Source organism: Amycolatopsis sp. NPDC005003 (assembly GCF_053600695.1).
Genome location: NZ_JBSGAI010000038.1, coordinates 14727 through 33983 on the forward strand (window position 1 = coordinate 14727; position 19257 = coordinate 33983).

A 19257-nucleotide genomic window follows, 5' to 3' on the forward strand; every position below is an offset into this window, starting at 1 on the left:
CGTTCGTGCAACTCGACTTGAACTTGCTCACGGTGCTCGACGCGCTGCTCGAGGAGGGCAGCGTGATGGGCGCGGCCGAGCGGCTGCACCTGTCCTCACCCGCGGTCAGCCGCACCCTCGGCCGGCTCCGCGCGGTGACCGGCGACGACATCCTGGTCCGCGCCGGCCACACGATGGTGCCGACGCCGTACGCGGTGGCGATCCGCGAGGACGTGCACCGGCTGGTCCGGCGGGCCCGGGAGGTCCTGCAGCCGGCCCGGGAGCTCGACCTCGGCGAGCTGGACCGCACCTTCACGCTCCAGTGCCACGACGCGCTCGCCGCGTCGGTGGTGCCGGTGCTGGCCGTCCGGCTGCAGGAACGGGCGCCCGGCGTGCAGCTGCGGGTGCTGGCCGAGCACTCCGCCGACACCGACGACCTGCGGCACGGCCGCGTCGACGTCGAGCTGGGTGGGGCCCGGCCGCAGCAGCCCGAGTTCCGCTCCGAGGTGCTCGGCCACGACCACCTGGTGGTGGCGATGCGTCCCGGCCACCCGGCGGCCGGGGGGCTCGACCTGCGGGAGTTCGCCGCGCACCCGCACGTCCTGGTCTCCCGCCGCGGCCGCCTCACCGCGCCGATCGACGACGTGCTGGCCGCGGAAGGCCTGCGCCGCCGGGTGCTCGCCTCGGTGGCGACCCTGGCGACGGCACTGCAGCTGGCGGTGCGAACCGACGCGCTGGTCAGCTGCGCGGCGGTGCTCGGCCGGCCGCTGATCGACGCGTTCGGGCTGATCACCCGCCCGCTCCCGGCGGCGGCGTCGTCGACGGCGGCGGAGATCTGCTGCACGTGGCACCAGCGCTACGACTCCGACCCGGCCCACGCCTGGCTCCGCAGCCAGATCCGGACGGCCCTGGAGGAGATCACCACCGCCGGCTGACCCCGGCCCCGCTCGAGGCGCGGGGCGCTCACTCGGGGAGCGGCAGGGCGATCGTGCCCGGGAAGCGCGGTGTCTCGGCCTCGTCGAGCATCGCCGCGGCGACCGTGGCCCGGGTGATCACCGCCTTGAAGTCCAGCGGTGGCCCCGATTCCAGGCCGACCGTGCGGCGCCGCGGGCTTTCGGGGCCGTCGGTGAGCAGGCCCGCGTGGAAGACCGTGCCGCCGGCCGCCAGGATCGTCGCGTCGGCCTCGACCTTGTCGCCGAGCCGGTCGCCCAGCAGCTTCGCCAGCGCCCCGGCCGCTTCGCCGGCCACCCCGGCCGACTCGCCCGTGCCATACGCCCCGAGCCAGATGATCCGCGACGGCCCGGCCGCGACCACCGCCTTCGCGCCCGCCAGCAGCACCCCCGCCCGGTCCGTGCCGAGTCCGGAAAGGACGGTCGAGCCGGCGACCGCGAGGCTCGCCGGCTCCTCGACGTCGCCCGCCACCTTGTGCAGGCGGGCCGACGGGGGAACGTCGATGCGGCCGGGATCCCGGGCGATCGCGGTGACGGTGTGCCCGCGCCGCAAGGCTTCCCGGGTGAGTGCGAGTCCGGTGCGGCCGGACGCCGCGAGGACGGTGAGGTTCATACCGACCACGCTAGGGACGCCGCGAGTTAACTACAAATGCAAGTTAGGCAAGTGATGATTTACCGCGACGCAAGGGGCGGCCGCCGAGGAGTGCGGCCGCCCCCTGCCTCAGCGGCGGTCCGAGCCGGTGAGCGGCGCCGGCGTGTAGCGGAGGTAACGTCCCGGCGCACCGAGCTCGGCCGCGGCCGCGTTGAGGCGCTCCGGCCGGAGGTCGGGCCAGCGGCCGGTGTCGATGCGGGATTCCAGGGCGTGCAACGCCGCCAGGGTCTCCGTCGGCCGGAACGCGCAGTGCCCGGCCGCGCCGACGTAGGCCTGACGCAGCAACGGTTCCCGCCCCGCCGCGCGGACCCGCTGGGCGTACCAGTTCTCCTGCTCGACCGGGACCAGGTGGTCCGCCGTGGTGTGGATGGCCAGCGAGGGGACGCGCAGCCGCCCGGTCACGGTGGACGTGCGGGCGAGCGTGCCGACCGCCTGCCGGTCGGGCGTGACGTCCGCGTGGCGGGTCAGCTCGGCCAGGTCGGCGTCGAGGTCGAGGCCCGCGGTGCGGTACAGCGCCCGGACCTGCCGCGAGAGCGGGCTGCCGGAGAGCAGTGCGCGGTAGTCGACGCCGCGGTTGAACGCGCTGTTCCCGCCGGCCGCCAGTTCGACCTGGTAGCGGCCGGACACCACGAACCCGAGCACGAACTGCGCCAGGGCCTGCTGCTGTTGCTCTTCCTGGCCCGCGTAGTCGGCGGGCCCGGGCGGGGCGTCGCCGGTCAGCCACGGCGGCGTGTTCATCAACGCGGCGCCGAGGGCGATCCGCGCCCGGCCGGCCGCGGTGCCCTGCGCGTCGGTGACGATCTTCGTCAGCGCCGCACCCGCCGCGCTCGCTTCCTCGGCGCTCGCGTAGCGGACGAGCTTCACCGGCTGGGCCGGGGCCAGCAGGCGGGACAACGCGTATTCGCCGTCGAGCTGGTAGTTGTTCAGGTTCAGCGCACCCGCCACCAGGCCGCACGTGGTCAGCGCGCCGTCGAGCCGGCGGTTGCCGGACTCGGCTTCCAGGGCGCTGACCAGCCCGCCCATCGACGTGCCCCACGCGATGGTGCGGCGGGGCTCGCCGATCTTCCGCACGAGCTCGTCGAGCGAGGCGAACTGGTCGCGCGGGGCGGAGGCGAGCGCCCACCACGACGGTCCGCTGTAGGACGAGCCGATCAGCGCGTAGCCGGCCGCGAGCAGGGCCTGCCCGGTCGGCTCGTCCGGCGCGTTGCGTGCTTCCAGGGGGCCGAAGCCGTGGCTGTAGAGGATGACCGTTCCGTTCCAGGCGGACGGCACGTCCGCCACCCAGCTCGCGCCGTCGGGCAGCTGCCCGGTGTAGTGCGCGGGGGTGGCGGCCTGTGCCGTGCTGCCGGTGGTGAGGCCGAACGCGGTCAGTGTCGTCGCGAGGAGGGCGCCGACCCGGCGGAGCCACCGGTTCATCCGCGGTTTCCTTCGCGCTGGGCGACGGTGGCCGGGACGTCCGGCTCGGGGGCGAGGTCGCGGCGGTGGGTCTCCCGCAGCGCCAGCACGCAGACGGCGGACAGCAGGCAGAACGCGGCGATGGTCCACGACACCGGTGTGGTCGAACCGCCGCCGTTGGCGCGCTGGAGCTCGGCGAAGATCAGCGGGGCGAACCCGGCGCCGAGCCCGGCCAGCTGGTAGCCCAGCGACGCGCCGGTGTACCGGCTTTCGGTGTCGAAGAGCTCGGAGTACAGGGCGGCCAGCGGCCCGTACATCATCGGGTGGATCACGCCCTGGCCGATCACGAGCGCCAGCACCAGCAGGAACCCGCTGCCGCTGCGGACCATCGGGAAGAGCAGGAACCCGAACACCGCCATGGCGGCCGCCCCGGCCAGGACGACCGGGCGGCGCCCGATCCGGTCCGAAAGGGCCGACCACAACAGGATCCCGGCCACCGCGCAGGCCGAGGACAGGGTGAGCGCGTTGAGCACGTCCGGCCGCGCGTGCCCGTGCTGGACGCTGTAGGCGAGCACGAAGGTGGTCAGCGTGGCCTGGACGACGAACGCGGCGAGCCCGACGCCGACGCTCAAGGCCAGCACTCGCGGGTGGTCCCGCAGCACGGCGACGAGCGGCAGCCGGCGCCGTTCTTCCTTGCGGGCGGCCAGGAACGCGGGTGTCTCGTCGACGCGGGAGCGGACGAACAGGCCGATCGCGAGCAGCACGATGCTGAGCAGGAACGGGATCCGCCAGCCCCAGGCGAGGAAGTCGGCCTCGGAGGTGAGCCCGGCGGTGGCGGACATGACGAGCGTCGACACGACCATGCCGCTCGGCGCGCCGGCGTTGGTGAAGCCGGCCCACAGCCCGCGGCGCGTCTTCGCGTGCTCGGCGGACATCAGCACGGCGCCGCCCCACTCGCCGCCGACCGCGATGCCCTGGACGACGCGGAGCAGGACCAGGCCGATCGGGGCGGCCGGCCCGATCTGGGCGTAGCCGGGCAGCAGGCCGATGAGGAAGCTCGCGACCCCCATCAGGGTCATGGTCAGCACGAGCATCCGCTTGCGGCCCAACCGGTCCCCGAAGTGGCCGAAGATCAGGCCGCCGAGCGGGCGGGCGAGGTAGCCGGTGGTGAACGTGCCGAAGCTGGCCACCGTGGCCAGTGCCGGATCCAGGTCGGCGAAGAAGACCTTGCCGAAGACCACCGCGCTCGCCGTGGCGTAGAGGAGGAAGTCGTAGTACTCGATGAGGCTGCCGAGGAAGCTCGACGCGACCGCTCTGCGGAGCTGAGTGCTCATGGGGTTCACCCTCGTCGTCGGGGGCGGGGCACTGCGGAGGGCAGGTTCGTCCGGGTTCGGACGACGGGGGAGCGGGCCCCAACGTTAGTCAGGCGCATGACGGCCGTCAACATTCTGCACAACATCAAGTGCCGGGTGGCCGGGTTACGCTGGCGCCTGTGACGTCATCCGCCGAGACCGGCTCGGGGCCCCGCCCGAAGTCCGTCATGCTCACGTTCCTGGGCATCCACCTGCTCGGCCGGGCGAGCGCGATCTACTCGGGCAGCGTGATCGACGTGTTCGGCCGGGTCGGCGTCTCGGAGGAGGCGGTCCGCTCGACGCTGACCCGGATGGCGGGCACCGGGTTGCTGACCCGCCACCGCCACGGCCGGAAGGTCTACTTCGGACTCAGTGAGCGGCTCGCCGCGGTCCTCGAGGACGGCAGGCGGCGGATCTGGGAGACCGGCGCGGTCAACCGCGCCGAGGACGGCGGCTGGACCCTGGTCGGCTTTTCGCTCCCGGACACCCGCCGCGGCGACCGCCACGACCTGCGCCGCCAGCTGACCTGGGCGGGTTTCGGCCTGCTGCAGAACGGGTTGTGGGTCGCCCCGGGCGCCCGGGACGTCACGGCGATCGTCGAGCAGCTCGGCCTCGACGGGCACGTCACGGTCTTCACGGCGCACCCGGCGAAGCCGACCGAGGCGGCGGAGCTCGTCCGCAAAGCCTTCGACACGGCGACGATCGCCTCGCGCTACCACGACTTCATGGAGAAGTGGGACGGCGGCAGCCCGGCGTTCCCGGACGACCTGACGCGCCGGCTGATGCTGCATTCGGACTGGCTGCACGTCGTCCGCCGGGATCCGCACCTGCCGGCCGGGCACCTGCCACGGGACTGGCCGGCCATCGAGGCCGAGACGCTGTTCCGCAAGCTGGACGCGGACTTCCGCGAGGGCGCGGACCGGCTGGCCGGCGAGACGCTCGAACTGATGCCCACCTCCGGCTGACGGCCCCGGCTCAAGCGCCCCAATGTGGCATTGGGTGCGTCAGACGCACCGAACGCCACATTGGGGCGCATTGCAGCGGGCCCGGGGCGGGCGGTGGCCGTCCGCCCCGGGTGGTTCACCGGGTTACCGCTTGCAGGGGTTGCCCGCCGGGTGCGCGGCGGTGCCGTGCACGTCGGCCTGGGACTCCGCCAGCACGATCTTCGCCAGGGCGGTGTCCAGCGCGACCGCTTGCTGCTTCACGACGCCGTTCGCCACGGTCTGGCCGTTCAGCTTCAGCGAGCCGATGACCAGCGGGATGGTCAGCGGCGCCGAGCCCACCGTGACCGAGACGCCGTTGATCTTCAGCGAGGCGACGTTCGAGCTGCCGGTCAGCGCCGGGGCGAGGCCGCCCGGAGCCGGCTGGCAGGTCGCCGCCGCCTGGGACTGGATCACGCCCAGCTCGATGGTCAGCCCGACCGTGCTGACCACCGTCTTGTCGATCTTGGCCGACGCCTGCGCGTGGTCACCGGCCGCCGGGGCCGCCGACTGGTTGTCGGGGGCCAGGTCGGTCGAGGAGGTCAGCGCGTGCGTCTGCACCTTGATCAGGCCGGCGTTGAGCGTCGCGTCGAGGACGGTCTTGCTGTCGTCGGCGCAGGGCAGGTTCGCCGGGTTCGCCACGGCGGCGGTGATGCCGATGACGTTCGCGGCGGTGCCGGTGCAGGAGAAGACGCCGTCACGGTCGTCGTCCACGATCGTGCCGACCCCGGTCGGGTCGATCAGCCCGGCGCCCGACGGGGCCGAGAGCGTGACGGTGAACGTCTCGTCCGGCTCGTCGACGGTGTCCGGGTTGACCAGCACGGTCACCGGCTTCGACGTCTCGCCGGGCGCGAAGGTCACGTCACCGCTCGCCGCCTGGTAGTCCGCCGGCGCGGTCGCCGTGCCGTTCGCGGTGGCGTAGTGGACCGACACCGGGTTCGCACTGGCGCCACCGAGCAGCGACACGGTGAAGGTGGCGGGCACCGGCGCGCCGCCGGAGCCCTCGTTCACCGTGACGTCGTTGATGCTCAAGCCCAGCACGCGCACGGTCGTCGTCTCGACGTACCCGCGGGACATGCCGTCGACCTGGTAGTCGACCGTGCAGTGGTAGGTGCCGGGCGCGGCGTCGGCCTTGGCGGCGACGGTCTCGGTGAACGTCGCGACGTCCCCGCTGGCGACCTTGACGCTCGCCGGGGCGTTGGTGACCGTCAGCTGCGGGTCGCAGCCGGTGACCTTCGGCGCCACCGTGACCTCGATGGACTTGATGCCGTCGAGGATGGCCTTCGACACCTGGTCCGACGGCACGTTGTTCAGCAGCACGCCGCCGGTGGCCGTGGCGATGGCGCTGGCCTGGCCGTCGGCGTCCAGATTGCCGACGTTGACCGCGACCACGCGGACCTTCGCCGCCTTCAGCGCGTCGATGGTCTGGGCCAGGGTGTGCCCGCCGCTCGGGTCGTGCGACGGCGCGTCGCCGAACCAGGCGATGATGCGGGTGCCGTCCGGGCGGAAGGTGACCGCGCCGCTCGCCAGCTCGTAGAGGGCGTTGAGGTCGGCTTCCGGGAAGTCCCCGCCGCCGGAGGCCGACCACTGGTCGATCCCGGCCTGCACCGCGGCGGTGTTGCCGGTGATGCCCTGGTTGACCTTGAAGGGCACGGAGTCGGTGAAGTCCTTGTACTCGGCGACGCCGAACTGGGCGGTCGGCTGCGCGGAGAGCACGTCACCGGTGATGGCGCCGGCGTTCGTACGGACGTTGGCGATGGCGCCGCTCATGCTGCCGGTGGTGTCGGCGAGCAGCACGAGGTCGGGGTTCGGCGGCACGGCGGAGGTCGTGACGTGCTTGGTGACGTTCGCGCTCTGCCCGGGGGAGAGCGTGAGGTCGACGGTGGCCGGATCGACGCCGGGCGGCGCCGCGGCCGCCACCGCGACCGGGGTGAGCAAGGCACTGACCGTGGTCAGCGCGACGAACAAGGATCTCCGCGACATGACTTCCCTTCCGAAGGCCGGATTGCTGCGGGGTTGCCTCGGGAAGACGGAAACCGCCGGATTTCGTTAGCGGCACGGGAAAGCGTCACCCGGAGCGCCCTGTGTCAAGGCGCTCAACGGGGTACGGCCGGGAAATCGGGCTACGTAAAACACGGTTCGGCTGCGCCGGAATATCGAAGATCGCCGGCCGGGTTTCACTCTATCCGGCGACGCTCCGGCACGGCCGGTACCGGGTGATCTCCGGGACCGCGGCGGTTTTCGCAGTGCGGGGAGCGAATTTCCGCCCGGATGTCGTAATGCGAGATTGTTCAGCGGCCCGGTTGGCGCGTTTCACCGAGGTCGGCGAGGACGGCGCGAGCCGCCCGGGTGCCGGAAGCCAGCGCGCCTTGCAGCGAGCTCGTGTCCCGGTGGTCCCCGCACACGTACAAGCCGTCGCCCAGGCGCACCTCCCGCCGCAGCTGGTGCGGCGGCGGCATCGCCGGGAGCGCACGCGGGATCTCGTACCGGGCCACCAGCGGCCACCGGGTCGCGTCCGTGCGGTACATCCGGCCCAGCGCCCGGCGCACCTCCGGCTCGGGCAGCGCCGTCAGCGCCGACGCGCTCACCAGAGCCGCTCCCGCCGGGGCGTACGTGGGGCACACCTCGCTGACCACGCTCGTGTTGACCACCGGCCCGCCGCGGGCGTCGAGCACGATCACCGGTTCGCGCAGCGGTGACTGCGGTGGCGCGAAGTACCACGTCGTCCCGCTGTTCCAGCGCGGCTCCTCGACGCCGGCCAAGCGGGCGGCCGCGGCGCCGTCGGTCGCCACGACGACCGCGCGGGCCGTCCACACCGCACCGTCGGCCGTGCGGAGCCGGCCCGGGCGGACCTCTTCGACCGGCGTGCCCAGCCGGACCGCCGACGTCGGCAGCGTCCGGGCGAGCTGCCGCGGGAGCTCGCCCATGCCCAGCGCCGGCAGCGACGGTGCCGACCGCAGGAAACTGCGCCACACCAGCTGGAAGAACCGGGCCGAGGTGGTCAGCTCCGGCTCCAGGAACACCCCGGAGAGGAACGGCCGCAGCACGGTCTCCACGGCCCGGGCGGACACCCCCGCGCGGCGCAGTTCCTCGGCCGTCGTGCGGTCGGCGCGGTCGATGACCGCCTGGGCCGGTCCCGCCGAGACGCGGGCGGTCAGCGCGCCCAGCGCCGCCAGGTCCTTCGCCGACAGGTATCGCCGGGCGATGACGTCGCGCAGCGCCTTGGGCGTGTCGACCGGGTTGCCGAGCAGCGAGACGCGGTCGTCGTCGGCCACCCGGACCGCGCGCCAGAACCGGCCCAAGGCGAGGGCGTCCACGTCCACCAGCCGCCGGATCGCCGGGTAGGCCGGGTTGAGGATCTGGAACCCGCGGTCGAGCCGGAACCCGTCGGCGACGTCGGTCCGCACCCGGCCGCCGACGTCGTCGGAGGCCTCCAGCACCACGCACGGCACCCCGGCCCGGTGCAGCGTGACGGCGGCGGCCAGCCCGGCGAGCCCGGCGCCGGCGATGACGACTTCGGGCATCCGGCTCACCCGCCGGAGTACCGGGTCGACGCCAGCCGGTTCAGCAGGCCGATCCGGCCGCGGTTGGGCACCGACCGCACCGGGTGCCCGGCGAGTCCCCAGCCCCGCAGCAGCGTGTTGGCCGCGGCCCAGCCGGTGGTCGCCGCGCGTTCCATCAGCGCGACCGGGAGGTCGATCCGCACGCCGTCGCCGGCCAGCGCCATCCCCGGGTCCGGGGTCTCGACCGTCGGGCGGCGGGCGAAGTCGCCCAGCCCGAACAGCGGGCAGTCCTCGCGCCACAACGAGATCGACGCCGTCACGCGCGCGCCGAGGGTTTCGGGGTAGATCGCGTGCAGCCGGTCGTCCACGGCCTTCACCAGCGTCTCGCGGTCGTCGGTCGTGGCCGCGTACGCGTGCAGTTCGACCACCGAGCCGCCGGTGCGGGCCGCCCAGCGGCGGGCCTCGCCCTCGTAGCGGTCCAGCAGGCTGATGTTGTCCAGCGGCGGCACGCTCCCGGTGCCCAGGAACGGCGGCCGGGCGCTGTCCACCGGCCGGTCGAGCCAGAGCCGGCGGACCAGGAACGGCGGGGCCGTGCGCAACCCCGCCACCGCCGCCCGCCACCCGGGTGTGCCGAGGCTCGGGGACGCGGCGACGATCTCGCGCAGCCCTCGCACGTCGCAGGCGAGCACGACGGTGTCGAACTGCGCGGTGTCCTCGGCCGTCGTGACGGCGAACCCGCCGGGCGTGCGGTCGAGCGAGGCCACCCCGGTACCTGTCCGGATCGTCACCCGGCGGTCGGTCAGGTAGCCGGCCAGCGGGTCCCAGAGCGCCTGCGGGAACGGCTCGGTGGGCACGTCGAACACCAGGCCTTCGCTGGAACCCAGGAAGTACAGGTGGAACATGGTCGCCAGTTCCGCCGCGGACAGCTCACGGGGATCGGCGAAGAAGCTCCGCGAGAACACCTCGAACGCCAGGTGCTTGGCCGCCTCGGGGAAGTTGATGGCGTCGAGGAAGCTCGCCGCGTCGGTTTCGTCGAGCCGGTGGTAGGTCTCCGGGACGCTGACCGTCGCCAGCGGCAGGGCACCGCGGCCGTTGATGCGCACCAGGTCCTTCCGCGTGAACGTCGGGCTGCGCCAGGCGAACGCCAGCGCGTTCCACGGCGGGGTCCGAGGGAGGCCCGCGAAGGTGTCCGTCCGGCCGTGGGCGTCCAGCAGCGGGTAGTCGGCCAGCGGGGTCAGCCGGTCGAGCCGGGGATCGGTGCGCGTGAGCAGCGACCGCAGGTTGTAGTACTGGCGGAAGAAGGCGTGGAAGCCGCGGCTCATGGTGACGCCGGTGCCGTCCGGCAGCCGGTCCGCCCAGCCGCCGACCCGCCCGCCGAGGTGGTCGTCCCGCTCGAAGAGCGTCACGGTGACGCCGCGCTCGGCCAGCCCGGTGGCCGCGGTGAGGCCCGCGATGCCGCCGCCGACCACCGCCGCGGTCGGGCGGCGGCCGAGCAGCCCGGCGTCGGCCAGGCCGGGTGCGGCCGGGTGCGTCTCGATCCGGCGGTCGGTGCCGAGGGGGCGGGTCACGGGTGCTCCTGCGGGTTGGTGCCGAGGACGGTGTGGACGATGCCGTGCTGCCAGCCGGGCACCGTGCCGGTGCGGACGTCGGTGAAGCCGGCGTCGGTGAGCCGGCCGGCGAGCGCGGCGATCCCGTCGAACTCGAGGACGCTGCGGCGCAGGTGGCGGTAGAGGGTCGCGTCACCGGTGGTGACCTTCCCCAGCGGGATGATCACGCCCGCGCAGACGGCGTTCCACACCCACCGGGCGCGCCGCGAATCGCGCACGGAGTACTCGTGCACCGCGATCCGGCCGCCGGGTTTCAGCAGCCCGCGCAGCCGCCGCAGCTGCGTGGTCGGGTCGGTCAGGTTGCGCAGCAGGTACGCCGCCAGGATCGCGTCGAACGGGCCGGAAACGCCGTCGAGGTCCTCGACCGGCGTGTGGACGAACGTGACGCCGTCCGGCCAGTCCTTCGCCCTGGCCTGCGCGAGCATTTCCCCGGAGGCGTCGAATGCGGTGATCGCGGCGCCGGGCACGGCCGCCACCAGCGCGGCCGTCGACGCGCCGGTGCCGCAGCCGGCGTCCAGCAGCCGCAGGCCCGTCCCGTCCGGCGGCAGCTCCAGCCGCCGGGCCGAGAGCCGGAGGTGTTCGTGGTAGCCCGGGTTGGCGCCGACCAGCTTGTCGTACCACCGCGCTTCGGTGTCGAAAGCCGAGGGCACCGCGCCGCGGGGGAGCCCGTCCTTCGCCATGGCGTTCACGCGCGCTCCTCCCGGGGACCGGTTCGTTCCCACACCAGCAGCACCGCGGTCACCAGCGCGAAGCCGAAGAGGAAGTCTTCGACCGGGATGTCCCACGGGAAGCGCCAGCCGGTGATGTGCTGCGGGGCGTAGCGCACGATCGGGTCGGACAGCTTGGTCAGCCAGCCGTCCACCGGGATCTGGAACGCCGTCACGATGGCGATCGTGATCCAGTACGCGAGCCGCCGGAACAGGCCCGTGCGCAGCAGGAAGAGCTCGGCCAGCACGACCGCGGCCACGGCGGCGACCGCCGGCACGGTGTAGCCCCACGGGATCACCGGCGCGCCTCCTGCCGGACGAGCCGCCGCAGCACCGCGAGGGTGAGCTGGACGATCTCGTAGGTGAGCACCCCGCAGACGGGGATCACGACGAAGAACAGGATTTCCTCCAGTGGCACGGCGAAGGGCGCACGGATACCGGTGACGTGCTCGGGTGCGTAGTCCCAGACGCCGGCGGCGATCGCCAGCGCGTCCCAGACGAGGAACACCAGCGCGACCGGCAGCACCGCGCGCGCCAGCCGCCGGGGCTGCCGGTAGCCGCGCGCCCCGGCGAACTCCAGCGGGAGGGTGACCAGGACGCACGCGGCCAGCACGACGAGGTATTCGGCCTTGCCCACCTCAGCCCACCGCCGCCGGGAGCGCCGGCGCGGGGTGGCGCCGCCGGGCCCACTGCGTGCGCGCGACCGCCCCGCACGCCACCGCCAGCCGCTGCCCACGGGAAACCGCCGCGCGCCCGGCGAAGACGTCGTGGCCGGCGTCCTCGATGCGGTCGAGGATGCCCCCGTACAACCGCGCGGCGGTGGCCACGCACGGCCGGGAGATCGGGTGCAGCATGCCGATGCCCGGCCGGGCTTCGGCGTAGATGTCGCGGGTGACGGCGATCTGGTTGCGGATCGCCGCCCGCACGGGCTGGTCGGCCTTGCCTTCCTTGGCGCACCAGGCCAGCCGGTCGCGGTCGACGCCGTGCGCGGCCAGTTCGTCGGCCGGCAGGTAGACGCGGCCGCGGCCGAGGTCCTCGGCGACGTCACGCAGGAAGTTGGTGAGCTGGAAGGCTTTCCCGAGCGCGGCGGCCCTCGGCTCGGCCTCTTCGCGCGGGGCGACGGTGCCGAGCACCGGCAGCACCTGCAGCCCGATCACCTCGGCCGAGCCGTGCACGTACCTGTCGAGCTCTTCGCGGGTGGCGTAGCCGTCGACGCTGAGATCCATCCGCATCGAGGTGAAGAACGCCTCGAAGTACGCCTTGGCGAGCGTGTACCGGGCGGCGGTGTCGATCACCGCGGTGAGCAACGGGTCGTCGCTGGCACCGGCGTCGAGGTCGGTGAGGAAGCGCTTCTCGACCTCCTGCAGGCGGGCGTCGAGCGTCTCGGGGGTGGCGTCGTCCTCCGGTTCGTCGACGATGTCGTCGAGCCAGCGGGCGAAACCGTAGAGCGCGTGGATCGCGGGCCGCTGCGCCGGCGTGAGCAACCGGGTCGCCAGGAAGTACGTGCGGCCGTGCCGGGCGTTGAGCTCGCGGCACCAGGTGTAGGCCGCGCGCAGCGCCGGCTCGCGGATGCCGGCGGCGTCGAGTTCGCGTCGGGTCATCGGGTCCCTCCGGTGATCCGGTCGGCAGCCAGTCTGCCGGAGATGAGCACGGTCGGCACGCCGACGCCGGGCACGGTGGCGCCGCCGGCCAGGACGACGTTGTCGGTCCCGCGGGGGAGGTTCCGCGGCCGGAACGGCCCGGTCTGGCCGAAGGAGTGGGCGTAGCTGAACGGCGTGCCGGCGACCAGGCCGCGGGCCGCCCACTCGGCCGGGCCGATGACGTGGGTGAAGTCCGGGGTGAAGCCGGGCAGGAGCCGGGCCCGGGCGACGTCGAGCACCTCCTCGGCGTAGGCGTCGGTTTCGGCCGCCCAGTCCGCGGGGCCGCGGTCGAGGTTGGGCACCGGGGCGAGCACGGAGTAGAGCTCGCGGCCGGGCGGGGCGAGCCCGGGATCGGACGCGGTCGGCCGGGTGATCAGCAGCGACGGATCGCTCATCCGCCTGCCCTGGGTGATGAGCTCGTCGAAGGTCGAGCGCCAGCCGTGCCCGAAGGAGATCGTGTGGTGCGCGACGGTGTGGTGCTCGACGCCGGCGGGACCGCCGGTGTGCACGATCAACGCGGACGGCGCGGCCCGCAGCGCGACCGGCCGCCGCGGGCGGCGGCCGAGCAGCCGGTAGCTCTCGGGCAGTTCGGTGGTGAGGACGACGGCGTCGCACGGGTACCGCGACCCGGCGGTGGTGCGGACGGCGGTGACCCGGGATCCGGCGCGCTCGAGTTCGGCGACGGCGTCGCCGTACTCGAACTTGACCCCGGCGTCGGCCGCGACGCGGGCCAGCGCCCGCGGCAGGGCGGCGATGCCGCCGGGCGGGAAGTACACCCCGCCGACGGTGTCCATGTAGGAGATCACGGCGTACAGGGCCAGCGCGTGCATCGGGGATTCGCCCGCGTAGAGCGCCTGGAAGGTGAACACGCGTTTCAGGCGCTCGTCGCTCAGGAAGCGGCCGACCTGGCCGTCGAGCCGGCGGAAGCCGCCCAGCGCGACGAGCCGGGCCAGCTCGGGCCGCAGCATGCCGAGCGGGGAGTCGATGTTCGCGTCGATGAACCGGCCGAACTCGGCGCGGTAGAGCCGGGTGAGCCAGTCGCGCAGGCGGGTGTAGCCGTCGGCCTCGGCGGGCCCGGCGAACTCCCGGACGGCCTCGGCCATCGCGGCGCCGTCGGTGTGCACGGGCAGCGTGCTGCCGTCGGCGAACTGGGCGACGTAGGCGGGATCCAGCCGGGTGAGCGGCAGTTCGGTGCTGAAGTCGGCCCCGACGGCGGCGAAGGTGTCGGCGAGGATGGAGGGCATGGTCAGCACGGTGGGGCCGGTGTCGAGCCGGTAGCCGTCGCGGTCGACCCGCCCGGCCCGGCCGCCGGGCCCGGGATCGCGCTCGAGAACGGTGACTTCGCGGCCGCGCCCGGCGAGGTGGAGGGCGGCGGCGAGGCCGGAGAGGCCGGCGCCCACGACAACGACGCGGTGCACCGGCCCGGGAACGGTTTTCATCGGTCACGCTCCCTGTCTCGGAGGGCGGCGGGGGTGCTCGTCGCGGGCATTCGATCGGCTCGGTTCCGGATCGGCGGGCCGGTCCTCGGCTGCGCTCCTGGCCTCGGAGAGGCGGCGAGGGTGCTCGGCCGGCCCGTCATCGGTCGCGCTCCGTGCAGCGCGCCGCCAGTGCGGCGAGCAGGTCGCCCGCATGCCGCGGCACCACCGCCGGGTCGATCGCCGCCAGTGCCTTGTCCGCCCGCTCCCGGATCAGCTCGCCCATCCGCTCGCGCGCGCCGGTGGCCACGATCAGCTCCCGCCAGCGCGCCACCGCCTCGTCGTCCACCGTCTCCAGCCCGAGCAGCTCGGCGAACTCGGCCTGACGGCGGCGGTCGGCCATCGCCGCGGCCAGCACGACCACGCTGGACGCCTTGCGCTCGCGCAGGTCCTGGCCGTCCGGCTTGCCGGTGACCACCGGGTCGCCGAACACCCCCAGCAGGTCGTCGCGGAGCTGGAACGCCTCGCCCACCAGGCCGCCGAACTCGCCCAGCCCCGCCATCAGCTCCGGGCCGCAGCCGGCCAGCGCCGCGCCGAACTCCAGGGGCCGCCGGACCGTGTAGTTGCCGGACTTGCGGCGCAGCACGTCGAGCAGCGTGTCCCAGCTGGGCAGGGCCCGTGCGTCGTTCACCAGGTCGGCGAGCTGGCCGACGGCCAGTTCGGCCCGCATCGCGTCGTAGTGCGCCCAGCCCCGCGCCAGCTGCTCCGCCGCCAGCCCGCTTTCGCGCACCATCTGCTCGGACCACACCAGGAACAGGTCGCCGAACAGGATCGCGGCCGACTCGCCGAACCGCGGGGCCGAGCCCGCCCAGCCCTGCTCTTCGTGCCACCGGGCGAACCGGACGTGCAGCGCGGTGCGGCCCCGGCGCAGCGCCGAGCCGTCCATCACGTCGTCCTGCACGAGGGCGAAGCAGTGCAGCAGTTCGAGCGCGGCGGCCGCGCGGACCGCCGCGTCGGATTCCGGTTGGCCGCACCGCCAGCCCACGTACGCGAAAAGCGGGCGAAGGCATTTTCCGCCCGCGACGAACTCCGGCACCGCGGTTTCCGCAAGCGCCCCCTCGCTGCGTCCGGAAAAATGCTCTTTCGCTCGCTCGCTCACGAAAGCGTGCGCCTCGGTGAGGCAGCGGCGGCCCAGTGCGTCCAGCCACTCGGCGGGCGCACCGGGCCCTCGAGCGGCCACCCCCGTCGTCATGGTCGCGGTCATCCGGCGCCCTCCCACTGTCGGCCTATTCGATTCGCAACCGTTTCACATGTGGTGTAGCTTGTCCACTGGAACCGGGTGAACACCGGGCAACACCACCGAACCCGCCGGGTGCGCCGAGCGGTCGTCGAGCGGTGCGCGACAGGGTGGATCGGTGCTGCATCGGAAGTGACTTACCTGTGGACGGGACGGCGATGCCACACGCCGTCCCGGCGGGCCCGCCGTCCCACCCCTCGGCCGCGGGCCCCGCACCCGGCGGCGCCCCGCCCACAACCGGGCGTCGCCGGGTGTTCGTCGTGCATTTCCGTGCCTATTTTCTGACGATTCTCCGCCTTTTTCGACGAGGTCGGAGAAATCGAGGCCGAGTCGTCCGCAGCTGTCTCCTCCGGTCTATTCTGTTTCGGTGATGGTTTCGCGGACTGCCGCATTCACCCGGCTCCACCTCGCCCCGCCCGCGCTGACCGCCTGGCTCTGCGCCGCGGCGGCGGTGCTCTGCCAGATCCTGTACTCGGTGACCGACCCCGGCGGCCGCACGCCGCTCACCGTGCTCACGGTGCTGTGCTTCGCGGCGGCGTCGCTGGCCGACGCGTGGTCCCGCTGCGGTGCCCGGGCGGCGGTCACGCTGGCGGTCGTCGCCGGCGGCGGCGGGCTGCTGGCCGAGGTGACCGGCCTGCACACGGGGTTCCCGTTCGGGCGCTACGAATACACCGGCCTGCTCGGCTGGCCGGTCGCCGGCGTGCCGGGCATCGTCCCGCTGGCCTGGCTGATGATGGCGTGGCCCGCGCTGCTGGCCGGGCGCGCGCTGGCCGTGAAGCCGGCCGGCGTGGTCGCGGTGGCGGCGTGCGCGCTGGCGGCGTGGGACGTCTTCCTCGACCCGCAGATGGTGGACGAGGGCTACTGGACGTGGTCCTCGCCCGAGCCGTCGCTGCCGCTGGTGGCCGGCATCCCGCTGACGAACTTCGCGGGCTGGCTGCTGGTCGCCGTCCTCATCCAGGCCGCGCTGCACCGCTGGGTGCCCCGGCCGCCGGACCCGATCCCGGGCCCGGCCGCCGGACCGGCGCCGTCGCTGTACCTCTGGACGTGGTTTTCGTCGGTGTGGGCGCATTTCGCGTTCTTCGGACGGCCGTGGGTGGCCGTCGCCGGGGGCGTGCTCATGGGTGCGGTGGCCGTGCCGCTCGCGATCCGGCTGGGGAGGGGATTCCGGTGGGCGCGCGTTCCCGCGTGATCGTCCGGGCGGCCGCCGTGGCCGCCATCGCTTCGGCCGCGCACGCGGCGTACAACGCGCGGATCGTCCGGGCTCCGCGCGAGGGACCGGCCCGGTGCCGCGAAGCCGTGTCGATCCTGCTGCCGCTGCGAAACGAAGCCGGTCGCGTCACCCCGGCCCTGCGGTCCCTGCTGGCGCAGCGCGGCCTCGACGACGTCGAGATCCTGGTGCTGGACGACTGTTCCACCGACGGGACAGCGGACGTCGTCCGCCGCGTCGCCGGGCCGGGGGTCACGCTGCTGACCGGCACCGAACCGCCGCCGGGAACGCTGGGGAAGCCGCACGCGTGCCACCAGCTGGCCCAGCGGGCGCGGGGGAGCGTGCTGGTCTGCGTCGACGCGGACGTCGTGCTGGCCCCCGACGCCGTCGCGGCCGCGGTTTCCCTGCTGCGCGAAGCGGATCTCGACGCCGTGTCGCCGTTTCCGCGGCAGCGCGCCGAAGGGCTCGGGGCCCGGCTGGTGCAGCCGCTGCTGCAGTGGTCGTGGCTGGTGCTGCTGCCGTTGCGGCTCGCCGAGACGTCGCCGCGCCCGTCGCTGGCCGCGGCCAACGGCCAGTTCTTCGTCATCGACGCCGCGATGCTGCGCAAGTGCGGCGGGTTCGCGGCGGTCGCGGGCGAAGTGCTCGACGACATCGCGTTGATGCGCGCGGTGAAGCGCGCGGGCGGGCGCGGGGTGGTCGCCGACGGCAGCCGGGTCGCGGAGTGCCGGATGTACGCGACGTGGGCGGAACTGCGGGAGGGCTACACGAAGTCGCTGTGGTCGGCGACCGGCTCGGCTCCGGCGGCGGTGGCGGTCGCCGCGCTGTTTTCGGCGGTGTGGGTCCTCCCGGCGGTCGCGGCGCTGGGGGGTTCGCGGGCCGGGCTGGCCGGGTACGCGGCCGGGGTGGCCGGCCGGGTGGTGGCGGCCCGGCGCACCGGGGCACGCGTGTGGCCGGACAGCCTGGCCCACCCCGTGTCGGTGCTCGCCCTGGCCGGATTGATCGGGCGTTCGTGGTGGGCCAAGGCGACGGGCCGGCTGGCGTGGAAGGGGCGTCCGGTATGAGCGACGTCGTCGTGGTCGGTGGCGGGATGGGCGGCCTGGCCTCCGCGGCCCGGCTCGCGGTCGCCGGGCACCGGGTGACCGTGCTCGAACGCTCGGCGGCGTGCGGCGGCAAGCTCGGCACCTTCACCCGGGACGGTTTCACCTTCGACACCGGACCGTCGCTGCTCACCCTGCCTTCGGTCTACCGCGACCTCTTCAAGGCCACCGGCGCCGACCTGGACGAGCTCGTCGACATCGTCCCGGTCGACCCCGCCTGCCGCTACCGGTTCGCCGACGGCACCGAACTGGCCGTCCCCCACGACCGCGCCGCGGTGCCCGATGCGCTCGAAGCAGCTTTCGGCGGCGGTGCCGGCGAAGAGTGGCGCCGGCTCATGGCTGCCGCGGAGCGGCTCTGGGGCCTGGTCGGCGAGCCGGTGCTGCGCCGTCCGCTGACCGGCCCCGGCGACCTGCTCCGGCACGCGACGGGCGTCCGGGACCTGCTGGCGATCGCGCCGTGGCGCACGCTGCGGGGGATGGGACGCCGCCGGCTGAGCGACCCGCGCGCCCGGATGCTGCTGGACCGCTACGCGACCTACACCGGCTCGGACCCGCGGCGGCTGCCGTCCGTGCTGAGCGTCGTTCCGTTCGTGGAGCAGGAATTCGGCGCCTGGCACGTCCGGGGCGGCCTGCGCCGGCTGGGGGACGCCCTGGTCGACCGGCTCGTCGCGCTGGGCGTGGACGTGCGGACGGGCGCGGAGGTCACCGCGATCGAGACCGGCCCGGCCGGTGTCCGCGGGGTCCGGCTGGCGGACGGCGACCGGCTCGCGGCCTCGGTCGTCGTGGCCAACGCGGACGCGACGCACGTCTACGACGACCTGCTCGACGATCGCCGCGCCCGCCGGCCGCGGCGGGCCCTGCGGCGGACGCAGCCGTCGCTGGCGGGGTTCGTGCTGCTGCTCGCGTTGCGCGGCACGACCCCGGGGCTCGGCCATCACCGCGTGCTCTTCCCGGCCCGCTACGACGCCGAGTTCGACGCGATCTTCGGCCGCGCGCCCCGGCCGGTCGACGACCCGACGGTCTACCTCTGCGCGCCCGCCGACCCCCAGCTGCACCCGCCGGGCTGCGAAGCCTGGTTCGTGCTGGTGAACGCGCCCCGCCACGATCCGTCGGCCGGGGTCGACTGGACGCTGCCGGGGCGGGCCGAGGGCTACGCGGACCGGGTGCTCGAGGTCCTCGCCGCGCGTGGCCTGGACGTGCGCGACCGCCTGCTGTGGCGCGAAATCCGCACGCCGGCGGACCTGGAACGCGACACGGGCGCACCCGGCGGCGCGATCTACGGCTCCTCGTCGAACGGCCCACGGGCGGCACTGCTCCGCCCGGCGAACGCGACGCCGGTGCCGGGGTTGTACCTGGCGAGCGGGTCGGCGCACCCGGGGGGAGGGCTGCCGCTGGTGGCGATGTCGGCGGAGATCGTGGCGGGGCTGGTGGGGCCGGCCGGGCGACACGCACGGGAAGGCGAGCCGCGCCGATGAG

17 protein-coding genes are annotated in these 19257 nt (G+C 74.2%); 5 read left to right on the top strand and 12 right to left on the bottom strand.

What is annotated here, in order from left to right; all coding sequences use genetic code 11:
• Positions 1 to 5 precede the first annotated feature (5 nt).
• A complete protein-coding gene (locus ACWED2_RS34825; RefSeq protein ID WP_449694764.1) occupies positions 6 to 914 on the top strand; it encodes a LysR family transcriptional regulator in 909 nt (302 codons plus the stop codon).
• Positions 915 to 942: 28 nt separating this feature from the next.
• On the opposite strand, the gene ACWED2_RS34830 is transcribed toward ACWED2_RS34825, so the two are convergent.
• The 3 genes from ACWED2_RS34830 to ACWED2_RS34840 form a co-directional block, all read right to left on the bottom strand.
• Positions 943 to 1542: an NAD(P)-dependent oxidoreductase gene (locus tag ACWED2_RS34830; RefSeq protein WP_449694765.1), complete on the bottom strand. Its 600-nt coding sequence runs from the start codon at positions 1540 to 1542 to the stop codon at positions 943 to 945.
• 108 nt (positions 1543 to 1650) lie between these two features.
• Positions 1651 to 2997, bottom strand: a complete 1347-nt coding sequence (locus ACWED2_RS34835) for an alpha/beta hydrolase (RefSeq protein WP_449694766.1) — start codon at positions 2995 to 2997, stop codon at positions 1651 to 1653.
• Positions 2994 to 4310 carry an MFS transporter gene (locus ACWED2_RS34840; RefSeq protein ID WP_449694767.1) on the bottom strand — a complete coding sequence of 439 codons (1317 nt, stop codon included), beginning with the start codon at positions 4308 to 4310 and terminating at the stop codon, positions 2994 to 2996. The genes ACWED2_RS34835 and ACWED2_RS34840 overlap by 4 nt, the downstream gene beginning before the upstream one ends.
• A 158-nt stretch (positions 4311 to 4468) precedes the next feature.
• Here ACWED2_RS34840 and ACWED2_RS34845 point away from each other — a divergent pair, with 158 nt between their 5' ends.
• The gene (locus ACWED2_RS34845; RefSeq protein WP_449694768.1) at positions 4469 to 5293 is read left to right on the top strand and encodes a PaaX family transcriptional regulator; all 825 of its coding nucleotides are present in this window, start codon (positions 4469 to 4471) and stop codon (positions 5291 to 5293) included.
• Between the two features lie 123 nt (positions 5294 to 5416).
• On the opposite strand, the gene ACWED2_RS34850 is transcribed toward ACWED2_RS34845, so the two are convergent.
• The 9 genes from ACWED2_RS34850 to ACWED2_RS34890 all read right to left on the bottom strand — a co-directional run bounded on the left by ACWED2_RS34850 (position 5417) and on the right by ACWED2_RS34890 (position 15444).
• Positions 5417 to 7291, bottom strand: coding sequence for a Calx-beta domain-containing protein (locus ACWED2_RS34850; protein ID WP_449694769.1), 1875 nt, complete (start codon positions 7289 to 7291; stop codon positions 5417 to 5419).
• A gap of 308 nt (positions 7292 to 7599) precedes the next feature.
• Positions 7600 to 8841: an NAD(P)/FAD-dependent oxidoreductase gene (locus tag ACWED2_RS34855; protein ID WP_449694770.1), complete on the bottom strand. Its 1242-nt coding sequence runs from the start codon at positions 8839 to 8841 to the stop codon at positions 7600 to 7602.
• Positions 8838 to 10379: an FAD-dependent oxidoreductase gene (locus ACWED2_RS34860; RefSeq protein ID WP_449694771.1), complete on the bottom strand. Its 1542-nt coding sequence runs from the start codon at positions 10377 to 10379 to the stop codon at positions 8838 to 8840. Before ACWED2_RS34860 ends, ACWED2_RS34855 begins: the two co-directional genes overlap by 4 nt.
• Complete coding sequence (locus ACWED2_RS34865; protein WP_449694772.1) at positions 10376 to 11107, bottom strand: class I SAM-dependent methyltransferase; 732 nt, start codon at positions 11105 to 11107, stop codon at positions 10376 to 10378. Before ACWED2_RS34865 ends, ACWED2_RS34860 begins: the two co-directional genes overlap by 4 nt.
• Positions 11104 to 11424 (bottom strand): lycopene cyclase domain-containing protein, encoded by a 321-nt coding sequence (locus tag ACWED2_RS34870; RefSeq protein WP_449694773.1) that lies wholly within the window; start codon positions 11422 to 11424, stop codon positions 11104 to 11106. The genes ACWED2_RS34865 and ACWED2_RS34870 overlap by 4 nt, the downstream gene beginning before the upstream one ends.
• Positions 11421 to 11762, bottom strand: coding sequence for a lycopene cyclase domain-containing protein (locus ACWED2_RS34875; protein WP_449694774.1), 342 nt, complete (start codon positions 11760 to 11762; stop codon positions 11421 to 11423). The genes ACWED2_RS34870 and ACWED2_RS34875 overlap by 4 nt, the downstream gene beginning before the upstream one ends.
• Position 11763: 1 nt before the next feature.
• Positions 11764 to 12726 (bottom strand): phytoene/squalene synthase family protein, encoded by a 963-nt coding sequence (locus tag ACWED2_RS34880; RefSeq protein WP_449694775.1) that lies wholly within the window; start codon positions 12724 to 12726, stop codon positions 11764 to 11766.
• Positions 12723 to 14204: a phytoene desaturase family protein gene (gene crtI / locus ACWED2_RS34885; protein WP_449694776.1), complete on the bottom strand. Its 1482-nt coding sequence runs from the start codon at positions 14202 to 14204 to the stop codon at positions 12723 to 12725. Before crtI ends, ACWED2_RS34880 begins: the two co-directional genes overlap by 4 nt.
• A 136-nt stretch (positions 14205 to 14340) precedes the next feature.
• A complete protein-coding gene (locus ACWED2_RS34890) occupies positions 14341 to 15444 on the bottom strand; it encodes a polyprenyl synthetase family protein (protein ID WP_449694777.1) in 1104 nt (367 codons plus the stop codon).
• A 403-nt stretch (positions 15445 to 15847) separates the two neighbouring features.
• Between ACWED2_RS34890 and ACWED2_RS34895 the strand changes: the two genes are divergently transcribed.
• The 3 genes from ACWED2_RS34895 to ACWED2_RS34905 are packed head-to-tail and all read left to right on the top strand — an operon-like array spanning position 15848 to position 19256.
• Positions 15848 to 16666, top strand: a complete 819-nt coding sequence (locus tag ACWED2_RS34895; RefSeq protein WP_449694778.1) for a carotenoid biosynthesis protein — start codon at positions 15848 to 15850, stop codon at positions 16664 to 16666.
• Positions 16645 to 17745, top strand: a complete 1101-nt coding sequence (locus ACWED2_RS34900; RefSeq protein WP_449694779.1) for a glycosyltransferase — start codon at positions 16645 to 16647, stop codon at positions 17743 to 17745. Before ACWED2_RS34895 ends, ACWED2_RS34900 begins: the two co-directional genes overlap by 22 nt.
• Positions 17742 to 19256, top strand: coding sequence for a phytoene desaturase family protein (locus ACWED2_RS34905; protein ID WP_449694780.1), 1515 nt, complete (start codon positions 17742 to 17744; stop codon positions 19254 to 19256). The genes ACWED2_RS34900 and ACWED2_RS34905 overlap by 4 nt, the downstream gene beginning before the upstream one ends.
• Position 19257 lies beyond the last annotated feature (1 nt).